Origin of the sequence: Segatella sinensis, from assembly GCF_040095255.1 — a bacterium.
In the GTDB taxonomy this organism is placed as follows: domain Bacteria; phylum Bacteroidota; class Bacteroidia; order Bacteroidales; family Bacteroidaceae; genus Prevotella; species Prevotella sinensis.
In genome coordinates this window covers 69162-81048 of sequence record NZ_JBBNGE010000003.1, presented here as the reverse complement: position 1 = coordinate 81048, position 11887 = coordinate 69162, and the positions used below count along the sequence as shown (strand labels likewise).

Annotated in this window: 8 protein-coding genes, 2 tRNA genes and 1 pseudogene; 2 read left to right on the top strand and 9 right to left on the bottom strand. The window is 46.9% G+C overall.

Going from position 1 to position 11887, the window contains the following annotated elements:
* The first annotated feature begins 40 nt into the window (after positions 1 to 40).
* A complete protein-coding gene (locus AAAT87_RS01595) occupies positions 41 to 613 on the top strand; it encodes an L-threonylcarbamoyladenylate synthase (RefSeq protein ID WP_119249902.1) in 573 nt (190 codons plus the stop codon).
* 165 nt (positions 614 to 778) lie between these two features.
* Here AAAT87_RS01595 and AAAT87_RS01590 read toward each other — a convergent pair.
* From AAAT87_RS01590 to rlmN, 9 genes and pseudogenes are all read right to left on the bottom strand, one after another.
* A tRNA-His gene (locus tag AAAT87_RS01590) sits at positions 779 to 854 on the bottom strand.
* A 32-nt stretch (positions 855 to 886) separates the two neighbouring features.
* A tRNA-His gene (locus tag AAAT87_RS01585) sits at positions 887 to 962 on the bottom strand.
* A 77-nt stretch (positions 963 to 1039) separates the two neighbouring features.
* A complete protein-coding gene (gene secG / locus AAAT87_RS01580) occupies positions 1040 to 1435 on the bottom strand; it encodes a preprotein translocase subunit SecG (protein WP_295024902.1) in 396 nt (131 codons plus the stop codon).
* 66 nt (positions 1436 to 1501) lie between these two features.
* Positions 1502 to 2272, bottom strand: coding sequence for a DUF8458 domain-containing protein (locus AAAT87_RS01575; protein ID WP_089544237.1), 771 nt, complete (start codon positions 2270 to 2272; stop codon positions 1502 to 1504).
* A gap of 33 nt (positions 2273 to 2305) precedes the next feature.
* Complete coding sequence (gene lptE, locus AAAT87_RS01570; protein ID WP_187360457.1) at positions 2306 to 2827, bottom strand: LPS assembly lipoprotein LptE; 522 nt, start codon at positions 2825 to 2827, stop codon at positions 2306 to 2308.
* A 40-nt stretch (positions 2828 to 2867) separates the two neighbouring features.
* Positions 2868 to 4199: a sigma-54 interaction domain-containing protein gene (locus AAAT87_RS01565; protein ID WP_296972925.1), complete on the bottom strand. Its 1332-nt coding sequence runs from the start codon at positions 4197 to 4199 to the stop codon at positions 2868 to 2870.
* 536 nt (positions 4200 to 4735) lie between these two features.
* Positions 4736 to 5824, bottom strand: a pseudogene (locus AAAT87_RS01560) (PdxA family dehydrogenase); the annotation flags it as partial.
* 6 nt (positions 5825 to 5830) lie between these two features.
* Positions 5831 to 6778, bottom strand: coding sequence for a DUF4837 family protein (locus AAAT87_RS01555; protein WP_349225433.1), 948 nt, complete (start codon positions 6776 to 6778; stop codon positions 5831 to 5833).
* Between the two features lie 13 nt (positions 6779 to 6791).
* Positions 6792 to 7862 carry a dual-specificity RNA methyltransferase RlmN gene (gene rlmN / locus AAAT87_RS01550; RefSeq protein WP_296972922.1) on the bottom strand — a complete coding sequence of 357 codons (1071 nt, stop codon included), beginning with the start codon at positions 7860 to 7862 and terminating at the stop codon, positions 6792 to 6794.
* Positions 7863 to 7942: 80 nt separating this feature from the next.
* On the opposite strand from rlmN, the gene AAAT87_RS01545 reads away from it, so the two are divergent.
* A complete protein-coding gene (locus AAAT87_RS01545; RefSeq protein ID WP_349225432.1) occupies positions 7943 to 11884 on the top strand; it encodes a DUF4922 domain-containing protein in 3942 nt (1313 codons plus the stop codon).
* Positions 11885 to 11887: the final 3 nt, after the last annotated feature.

Genomic DNA, 11887 nt, shown 5'->3' with positions numbered 1-11887 from the left:
GATTTAAATTTCAGGGTTCAATTTTCAAACAGTTAAGAAAATGACTAGAGAAGAGGATATTAAGAATGCAGTAGAATGCATGCGTAAGGGTGGAGTGATTCTCTATCCTACAGATACAGTTTGGGGAATCGGTTGTGATGCTACTAATCCCGAGGCTGTGAAGAAAGTATATGAGATTAAGCAGCGCGATGATTCTAAGGCGCTTATCTGCCTCATCGACTCGGCTGACCGTATGGCTCGTTATTTCCGTAACGTGCCTCAGGTGGCTTGGGATTTCATTGATGCGGCTATGCCTGTTAAGCCTACTACCATTATCTTGGATGATGCGAATGGTGTGGCTAATAATCTTGTCGCAGAAGATGGTAGTTTGGCAATGAGAGTTACTTACGAGGAGTTCAGCAAGCAGCTTTGCTATCGTTTCCAGAAGCCTATCGTAAGTACAAGTGCCAATGTAAGTGGCGAGCCTGCAGCTCAGAACTATCGTGATATTTCTGAAGAGATTCTGAATGCGGTAGATTACGTGTGCTGGACCCGTCGTCAGGAGCATAAGCCTCACCAGCCTTCAAGTATTGTTAAGATAGCTAAGAACGGCGAAGTAAAGGTTATCAGATAATCATTTATATTGATTGCTGTATATAAACAAGCCTGCTAGGAATTTTTTCTCTTAGCAGGCTTTTTCGTAGTCTATACCTTAACTGTAGATATATCATATAGCAAGAATTAATATGATAATATAACAAGAAACCCTGCAATAAATAAATCTTGCAGGGTTTGTCCTGGGTGGAAGGTGGGACTCGAACCCACGACATTCAGAACCACAATCTGACGCTCTAACCAACTGAACTACGTCCACCATATTGGTATGTTTTGCTTATCCGGAAAAGTTGGGTGGAAGGTGGGACTCGAACCCACGACATTCAGAACCACAATCTGACGCTCTAACCAACTGAACTACGTCCACCATTTTCTCGTAAGCGGGTGCAAAGGTACGAAAAAAAAATGATTCCACCAAATTTTTTCGTACCTTTTTTCTATTTTTTTATTTAGCAGGGCTATTTGGCACTACTGGAGCTGCCTTTTGAGCATCTGCACCTGCTGCAGGAGTCGCTTTCTGAGCACCTGCTGCTGCATCCTTGCTAGCACCTGGCATGGCAGGAAGAGCAGTCTGCTCCTGAGTTGCACCCTCCATGACGCTATTTTCGCCTGTTGCCTGCGGAGCAACGTATGCGCAAGCAACGCTGATTACTACCATAAGAGCTGCGAGACCCCATGTAATCTTTTCTACGATGTCGGTAGTCTTGCGTACACCCATGATGGAATTGGTTGAAGAGAAGTTAGATGCCAATCCACCTCCCTTTGACTCCTGGATCAACACGATGAGAACCATCAGGATTGAAACCAGGACGATTAATACTACAAATAATGTGTAAGCCATTTTTTAATTTTAAAACTAGTTTTATTATTATTATTTTATTTACTTTTTATCCCTTTGCAGAGCATATTATTTCTTAGCATTCAGTATCAGCTTCTCCAGGAACCTGAGTTGATCTACATAATAGGCACTCTTTTGTGGGTGCTGCTTATGCAGGCGATCGATAATCTGATAGGCTCTTTCATACTTTCCCTGCTTGATGTAGATTCTAGCAAGGGTTTCTGTAAAGATTCCGCCATTATCGCTAGACTCATTGTGAGGAGCTGCTTCTGCAGGCTCTGTGTCTGCTGATGATTTTGGTTCAGATTCCTCTGTGCCGTTAATCTTTTCCAGATTAAAACCACCTTCTTCAATGAAGTCATCGATGAGACTGATTGTACGGGATGGTTGTTCCATCTTCTGTTCTGTCTCAGTCTCCATCAGATATGATACGTAATCTACTGCTGCATCTGCTGGTGTAGGTTTGCGTTTCTCTTTCTTCTTCTCGTTTTCCTCAGCATCAGTAGGGATGGAGTCGAGGAAGTGGTCGATGAGGCTGCTGGTGCGATCTTCTTTCTTCTTGGCATCAAGAATGCCCATACCTTGTGGCTTATTCTGGGTACGCTTGAGCTGATAGTGAGCTGCCTCTATCATCTGGAAGATGACTTTGCGGTCGGAGATATAGATGGCTGCTCGGCGAAGTTCTTCATCGAAGCTGGGGTCGTGGAGCAGGTATAGGTTTTTCAACATCAGCAGGCGAGCCGTCTGATAGTACGGATAAAGAGCCAAGAGCGCACGTAGGTCGTAGAGCGTCTCTCGGTCCATTTCCTCAGGATGTTGTATTAATCTATTTAATTCCACGATGTTTTGCTTTTTTCTTTGAACATTGAATTTTTACCAGTTAGCTACAGTTGCATTGAATATCTGATCAACCAAATCCTTTACCATCTGGGTAACCAGCTCTTCCTGCACTGATGCCAGGCTCTGAGTGGTATCGTAGGTCTTGGCGGAGGTAAACTGTCGCTCGAAGTCCTCGTTGTGGTTTTTGGTATTGGTGAAGCGGACGTTCACTGTAATGCTCAATTCGGTCTGTGCAGAATATCCCTCTGCACTCACCGACTTGTTACGCTGTGAGTATTGGGTGATTTCTCCCTCAATCTTCAAATCTCCGTTTCGGGAAACCTGGCGTAGCTGAGTGTTGCTGGCAAACTTGTCTTTCAGCTCATTGTTGAACATCGGACCCATTGGTCCCCAGACATACGAGCTTCGGATAGGGAAGTCGGCCAACTGGATGGTCTTGGTCTTGGTATAGTCAATGCTGGCTCCGTTAAACTTGTAGCTTACGGAGCAGGCAGCAGTAGCTCCCATTACCAATATGATGCCTATTATATATAGGTACGCGCGTAAGTGCTTCATTTTTTTATTCTTTATTATTGTCTTTCCCAGCAATGGGTCGTTAATCATTTCCGAGCCCGTATTTCTTGATTCTTCGATAGAGGGTGCGGTCGGAGATTCCCAATTCGTCGGCTGCTTTTTTTCTGTTGCCATTGTTTCTCTCCAATGCTTTTTCTATCATCTGCCTGCCGAGTCTGCTGAGGTTTAGCGATTCGTTCTCGCTCATCTCTTCGTTGTCGAAATCCTTGATTTCCTCTGCTTCTACTTCCTGAGCTTCTGGTCGGGAATGTATCAGGTCTGAATGAGAGTTCAGCATATCCGAGTGCGACTGTATGATATCCGACGTACGAGATGGTGTCACATCTATTGGGTAGTTTGCTGGTATGATACTATTGTCTATCGGTTGTGATTGAGAGAACCCTTGGGCACCGTTCAGTCCGCGCGCTTCATCAAGTTGTTTTCTCAACGAGTTCATTTCGCGTCTCAAGTCGCTTACGTTTCCTCTCAATTCGTACAGAATCTTATAGAGAATTTCTCGTTCGCTTTCATAACTGTGCTGCCCTACGCTCTGTTGAGGAATCGGGGCCAGCTGTGTACTCTCCTCATCTTTTGGGATGAATTGGAGAAGTGCATCCAGTCCGATTTCTCTTTCTTTTGAGAGTACCGACATCTGCTCTGTGATATTCTTGAGCTGTCGTACGTTTCCTGGCCACTTGTATTTCAACATCAGTTGCTTGGCATCTTCCGAAAGCGAGATTTTCGGCAAGTGGTATTTCTCAGCCATTTGCATGGCAAAGAGACGGAAGAGCAGGAGTATGTCACCGCCACGTTCGCGCAAAGGAGGCATCTGGATAGGAATCGTATTGAGACGATAGTAGAGATCCTCGCGGAATCTTCCTTCGCTCACAGCCTTGCGCATATTCACATTGGTGGCAGCTACGATACGAACATTGGTCTTTCGGATTTCTGTACCTCCTACTCGGATATATTCACCAGTTTCCAGCACACGAAGCAGTCGGGCTTGGGTCTGGATAGGGAGTTCTCCTACCTCATCGAGGAAGATGGTTCCCTTGTTGGCTATTCCGAAGTAACCTTCGCTTTCACCGATGGCTCCAGTGAAGGAACCCTTTTCGTGTCCGAAGAGTTCGCTGTCAATGGTTCCCTCTGGGATGCTGCCGCAGTTGATGGCGAAGTATTTCTCTCTTCTTCGTGGAGAATTGTCGTGGATGACTCTTGGAATGATTTCCTTACCCACTCCGCTTTCTCCGATGATGAGCACGGAAAGGTCTGTCGGTGCCACCTGTAAGGCAACATCGAGAGCACGATTCAATCCGTCGCTGTTTCCGACGATATTGTATCGTTGTTTTATCTTTTGAAGTTCGGAATTATCCATTTAGCTGCCAAAATTACATATTTTTTTTGAATTATCTGCTTTTTTCGTCCAAAAATAGGTTATGGAGAGCAGAAAATAGGTGATTTTTAACTTTTTCGCCTATCTTTCTGCTCTTTTTCCCTAATTTCTAGTCTTATATAGGACTTGTCCTGCTGCTGGAAATTCATAAGTTTCAGTAGCAGTTTTCGTCTTGTTTTTTACTCCTTAGAAGCTGGCTTCTGGCCAGCCTGCACTGCAGAGAGAACAGCTGAGAGTGCTGCTGCAGTCTGTGCAGCCTTCAGCTTATTTGGCTGTTGAGCTTTCTGGTTGTTGTTGTGCTGCTCGTTGTTTCTTGGAGCATTGTTCTGCACCTCCTTCTGCTCATTGTTTCTTGGAGCATTGTTCTGTGCCTCCTTCTGCTCGTTGTTTCTTGGAGCATTGTTCTGCACCTCCTTCTGCTCATTGTTTCTTGGAGCATTGTTCTGTGCCTCCTTCTGCTCGTTACCCTTTGGTGCTCCCTGTTTTCCGTTCTTAGAAGGGAATGGAGATGGAGCGTGCTTCTTAGGGATAGAGAAGCGAACCTTTTCACTTTCGTCTCGCTTCTCGTGATAGAGTTTTGGCAGCGGGTTTGTACCCACCTCGTCGCTTGTTTCGCGATGGCGGAAAGCATCGAGTGCCGTGAAGATAGCATGGCGGAATGATGTTGGGTCTGCCTCGTTGCAGCCTGCCATGAAGTAGCAAGGAGTTGTGTTGGCTGCGGTATGGATAAGTGGCAAGCCTGCAGTGTAGAGCACGCCATCCTCGTTGTAGAGAGCATGGAATGGCACGGTAGCCTGATCGTAGTACATTGCCATGATTCCATCGAATTCGCAGAAGTAACCGCTGCCGAAGAATTCGTCTGCAGGGTAAGGACCAAACGCCTGGATTCCCTTGTCAGCAAGGTGGTCGATGGCAGGGATGATGATTTCGCGTTCCTCTTTGCCGCAACTCTGTTCCTCGTTGATGCTAGGATTCAGGGCGAGTACGGCGATACGTGGGTTGGTGATGAGGAAGTCGCGCTTCAATGTCTGCCAGAGCAATGTTGTCTTGCTCACAATACTTTCCTGACTGATTGCACCAGCTACTTGAGCCAAAGGTGCCTTTTCTGTGATAGCTGCGATACGGAGGTCGTCTCCGATGAGGATGCTCAGGGAACTGTTGCGGTCGCCGATGCATGTTTCGATGTACTCCTTGTGTCCCTTGAAGGTATATCCTTCTATTTTGACGTTCTGACTGCTTACTGGTGCTGTAATCAAGACATCATAGAGATTGTTGCGATAGTCGGTCATAGCACGGTCGAGTGCTTTGATGGCTGCAGCTCCTGATTCATCAGTAGGAAGTCCCATATCTACCTTAACCTCTTCATCTGCGGCTGCGAGGAGGTTGATACGTCCATCTTCAGCATCTTCTGCTTTCTGGATGATAGAGAACTGGGCTGGCAGATTCATCGCCTTGCGATAATAAGCTGCCACTTTAGGTGAACCATAGATGATTGGTGTGCAAAACTCCAACATCTCTGGCTCACTGAATGCCTTAAAAATGAGTTCATATCCGATACCATTGGTATCTCCGTGGGTGATAGCCACCCTGATTTTCTTGTTGTCCATTAATACTTATTTTATAGTAGAAATCGCAGCTTCGAGCTGCTTGATTAATATTTTCTTTTTCATTTCGGGAGCATAGACGAAGCCGATGATGTAGAGGTCGTAGCCTTGCTGAATTTCTGCTAGGCTTGTTGGCTTATGAATGCGATGCATGACATAAGGTCCTCCCATGGCATCCCCCTTCATCTCCCAGAGCCCTCTTTCTGAAAGAACTGGAATCTCCATATACATGCTGTCGGTTTCGCCGAGCATGTTGGTTCGAAGAATGCTGTCTATCTGAGCTTTATCATCTGCAGGAACTGCATTTGAATTCTTCATTCTTCGTTCTTCACTCTTCACTTTAAACACGAGCAGGTTTTGCATTCCCGTACTTGCATTATTCGAAATCCAGATGAAGTCTTTTGCTTTTTTGCTGGCGTTCATCGAGACCGGAATCTTCATGTCAATTCCAAATATCTTCTTGATTTCGTCCTGCATCTCCTTGTTTTGTTTGCTGGGGTTGCTGGAGACGATATCTGCCAGGTGTTTCAACTCTACCTCATTCACGATTTGGCGGAGTCTTTCGCCATTGAGCCTTTCCTGCAACTGCTGTGCCGAGCGGGCTGTAATGCGGATGATATTCTGCGGTGCAGCATTTTCGTCGTGGCTCAGCCTGACGGAGAAGTCCCGCTCTCCAATATTCACGACGATTCGGGTTCTGACGAGCAGATAGCTGCCCTGTGTCTTGCCCTTTTTCACCTGAATCAGTCGGCAGAGTGGTTCGCGTTGGGGCAGTCCTGTCACATCCTCCGTCAGCATCTTGGTTACGATGCTGTCGGTATCACCCTCGAGTACCACCTCGTAAGGTTGTCCCGTGCTGGCTGGCTTTTTCCTGTTCTTACCTGTTATGTCGCAACTTGTCAGGAGAATGAATATAAGATAGAACGGGAAAAGGAACGTTATCGTTTTTCTCACCATTATGCTATTCTCTCTACATCTCCTCTTTCTGCTTCTCATCCTCATGATGTCGGATTTCTCCGATCTTTTTCGAGGTGCTGAGCAGACCGCAGGCTGCATAGATGTCCTGGCCGCGGCTGGCACGGATAGTGGTGAAAACACCATGGGAAGTGAGGTAATCACGGAACTTCTCCATCTTCTCATCGTTCACACCCTGCAGCGGGATGTCGGGAATCTGATGGAAGCGGATGAGATTGAAACGGCAATCAAGCCCCTTCACCAGTTTGATGATGGCCTTGGCATGCTGCATACTGTCGTTCACTCCCTTGAATACGATGTACTCGAAACTCAGGCGGCGCTGATGAGAGAAATCGTAGTTCTTCAGAAGCTCTACCACCTGTTCTATACCCATTCCGCGTTCAGCAGGCATCAGTTCTGCACGTTCTGATGGTATCGGGTCGTGCATTGAAATTGCCACATGGCATTCGCTCTCTTCCAGGAATCGCTTCAGCTTATTCTTCACGCCTACAGAACTTACAGTGATTCGTTTCGGACTCCACGCCCAACCGTAATCGGCGGTGAGAATTTCTGTGGCACGAAGCACATTGTCGAGATTGTCCATCGGCTCTCCCTGTCCCATGAATACGATATTGGTGAGCTTATCCACCTCAGGCAGCGAATAAATCTGGTTCAGAATGTCGCCGGCAGGCAAACTGCCTTCGAATCCCTGCTTTCCTGTCTGGCAAAAGAGGCAGTTCATTTTGCAGCCCACCTGTGATGAAACGCATAGGGTGGCACGGTCTTTATCCGGGATATAGACCGTTTCTACGAATTTGCCGCTTCGGGTAGGGAAGAGGTACTTGATGGTACCATCCACAGAGTATTGTGCGTCAGAGAATTCTGCGCATCCTATTTCGTATTCGGCAGCGAGCTTGGCACGGTTGGCTTTCGAGATGTTGGTCATCTCATCAATGCTCTTTACGTGCTGCTCATAGAGCCACTTCGCCATCTGTCCGCCGGTGAAGGCAGGCATGCCGAGATCCTTGGCCACCTGCTTCAATTCAGCAAGTGTAAGACCTAAAAGATATTTTTTTTCATTATTCATACTGCAAAGATACGCTTTTTTGCTGAAAAATTCGTATCTTTGCCACATATTTTAATATAATAAGCTAAAATAAGGTGAAAATGAGAGAAAAAATAGATCTTTTCTTGCCTTGTGACGACCTACAGGAAGCTAGATTTACGACCATAGATCTTCACGAAGACAAAACAGTACAGCATATCAACCTCCTGGTGAACGCTGACTTCGCTGCCCAGCATCCGGTGCCGGAAGGTTGCACCTTCATTGCCGTTGACCGCCTTGAGAGTTCTAACACTGTAGAGAGCATCGCTGAGAACACCGATGCCGACTATGTGTTGATCTGTACCAAAAATACAGATATCCAATGGGGCAATCTCGCATTGGAGCGTTTTCTCCGTGTGGCTGATGACACGGGAGCTGTGATGGTTTACTCCGACCATTATACGAAGGTGTTGGATGAGGAGGAAACAGCCAAGTTCCAGGCTTCATTGGGTGAAGATGCTTCTGAGCAGGAGAAATCACTGAGAGTTTCTAAGTTGGAAAAGCATCCGGTAATCGATTATCAGCAGGGTTCACTCCGTGATGATTTCGATTTTGGAAGCCTCTGGCTCATCAAGGCACAGGCTCTCCGTGATTATGTCGCTCAGCGCGATCGTCAGGAATACCTTTATGCAGGTCTCTACGACCTGAGACTTTATCTGAGTCGAGTAGGAGAAATCTTCCATATCAATGAGTATCTCTATACCGAGACTGAGAGAGACAATCGTAAGAGCGGTGAGAAGCAGTTCGACTATGTGAATCCTCGTAACAGGGAGGTGCAGATAGAAATGGAAAAGGCTTGTACCCAGCATCTTGGCAAATTGGGCGCTCTGATTGATACCTGTTACTATCGTCAGCCGAATTTTGATGAGCAGGACTTTGAATATGAGGCATCTGTCATCATCCCTGTTTTCAATAGAGAGAAGACCATCGCAGACGCTGTGTTTAGTGCGATGCAGCAGAAGACCAATTTCAATTTCAATGTCATCGTCGTAGATAATCATTCTACCGATCGTACCGGTGAAATCGTGCAGAAAATAGCTGATAGTGCGAACAAGGATGTAGAGAAACTTGATTTGGAATATAAGGAGGGAAAGGTAAAATATACGATGCAGGAAAAGCTGGCTCCACGTCTCTTCCTGCTCCAACCTGCAAGCAAAGACCTTGGAATAGGTGGATGCTGGAATCTGGCCATCTCTAGCGAGTTTTGCGGAAAATTTGCCGTTCAGCTCGATAGCGATGACCTCTATTCTTCTACCGATACACTGCAGAAGATAGTAGATGCTTTCCATCAGCAGAAGGCTGCGATGATTGTGGGTTCTTATCGTATGTGCAACTTCGATCTGCAGACCCTTCCTCCTGGACTTATCGACCATAAGGAGTGGACCGAGGAGAATGGATGCAACAATGCCTTGCGCATCAACGGATTAGGCGCTCCTCGTGCTTTCTTTACCCCGTTGGCTAGACAGATACCGTTTCCTAATACCAGCTATGGCGAGGACTATGCGATGGGCTTGGCTTTCTCTCGCCGCTACCGCATCGGCAGAATCTATGAGGAACTCTACCTCTGTCGTCGCTGGGGAGGAAACTCTGATGCTGCTCTTAGTATAGAAAAGGTGAACGCCAATAATCTTTATAAAGACCGTTTGCGCACCATGGAGTTGAAGGCACGTCAGCAGATGCTGTTGGGTAAGGCTGATATCATGGAAGATAGCAGTATCTCCCGATTCTTCAATCGGCAGTTAGAGCAATGGGAGGAGGCTCGACATCGTTATCGCGACCTCAAGCACGTAGAGACCAAGACACTCTCTGAGTTTGTGAAGTTGCAGTGGAATCCGGCCCGTATGGTAAGCACGGGAGCCAAGATTGACAAGAAGGCATTGAGCGAGCGCCCTTGCTTCCTCTGTGCTGCCAATCGTCCGGAAGAACAGATGGTGCAGAAGATAGACGATAAGTTCCAGTTGTTGGTGAATCCGTTCCCTATCTTGCCAATCCATTTCACGATCCCTGCACGCAAACACCAGTATCAGCTCATTTATAAGAACTATGGTGAGATGCACAGATTCCTGAGTCTGCACAGCGACTTGATGGTATTCTATAATGGTCCGAAGTGTGGAGCTTCTGCTCCAGACCACCTGCATTTCCAGGCTGGTTCTAGTGGACTTCTTCCTTTGCAGGCAAACTGGCAGCGTCTTTCCCGCAATCTTACCGATATCATCTCGCTGAATGATGATGAGAAGATTGCATTGGTTCGCGATTTCATCGTGCCAGCCTTTGTTATCATTTCGAAGAGCGAAGAGAGTGATGAAACCCTCTTCCGCCGACTTTACAAGGCTTTGCCTCATCGTGGCGACGAGAAAGAGCCAATGATGAACATCGTTGCCTGGCGTAAGGGTGAAGAATTCATCACTGTGGTTATCCCAAGAGAGAAACATCGACCAGATGCTTACTTTGCTGAAGGGGATGCACAGGTGATGGTTTCGCCGGGAGCACTCGATATGAGCGGACTCATCATTACTCCTCGTGAGGAAGATTTCCGTAAACTCACCGAAGAAAAGGCTACTGCTATCTTGCAGGAATGCGGTATCAGTCCAGAGAAGGTAGAGACTATCGTTAACAAGCTGAAGGCGGCAAAGGAGGCTAAGGCTGCTGTCGGAGCTTCTGCCTTATATAATAATGGTAAGGAGCCGGAAGTAACTGTTGGAATCGTGAGTGCGCAGAAGGTTCATTTCATACTTAACAAACCTTATCTTGCCAAGGGAGAAATCGTGATTGGTGAGCAGGAGGTGGAATTCTCTGAAGGTGGCGTGCTTTGGAACGGAAATCAGTATAGTTCACTGACTTTCCATCCGCAGAGCTCGAATGCCTCTTTCTCCTTGAGTGATGTAACCATCGGTGTAAACTTCCATTGGGAACGCAAGGAAACCCAGACTTTCCTGGGTACGCTGAGATTCCTGGTAGAATCTGATAAGATTTTAGCCATTAATGAGCTACCTGTAGAGAAATATCTGGAGAGTGTCATCAGTAGTGAGATGAGTGCCACATCCAGTCTCGAACTCCTGAAGGCGCACGCCGTGATTTCCCGTTCTTGGCTTTTGGCTCAGATGCAGCATCGCAGAGAGGTGGCGGAGAGTGGCAACAATTTCTTCTCTTTCGTGAAGAAGGAGGATATGCTCATCCGTTGGTACGATCGCGAAGATCATACTCTTTTCGATGTTTGTGCCGATGACCACTGTCAGCGTTATCAGGGAATTACGAAGGAAACCTCACCACATGTGGCAGAGGCGGTAAGACTCACCAGAGGACAGGTTCTGCTGGATGGTGATGAGATTTGTGATGCCAGATTCTCTAAGTGTTGTGGCGGTATTACCGAAGAGTTCCAGTATTGCTGGGAGAATACGCCGAAGAATTATCTCACAGCCGTAAGGGATATAGCCTTGGGTGTCGAGGATGCAAAGGTTATGCCTGATCTTACCAGCGAGGAAGAGGCTGAGAAGTGGATTCGCTCGAACCCACCTGCTTTCTGCAATACGACAGACAAGAAGATTCTTTCGCAGGTATTGAATGACTATGACCAGGAGACTGCCGATTTCTATCGCTGGAAGGTAACGCTCACTCAGGAGAAACTCCAGCAGCTTATCGCTGACAAACTGAAGATGGACTTTGGTGCCATCCTCGACCTGAAGGCCGTGGAGCGTGGTAAGAGTGGAAGAATCAGCAAACTCCAGATTATCGGTACCGAGAAGACCTTCACCATCGGTAAGGAACTCGAAATCCGACGTGCGCTCAGCGATTCTCATCTTTTAAGTTCAGCTTTTGTGGTAGATAAACAGGATGAAGATGAGCAGGGAGTACCTCAGCGTTTCGAACTCATCGGTGCAGGATGGGGCCATGGAGTAGGTCTCTGTCAGATTGGTGCTGCGATGATGGGCGAGGAGGGGTATCTCTATGATGCTATCCTCCTGCACTACTATCAGGGTGCAGAAATCAAGAAACTCTATAAATAAAGC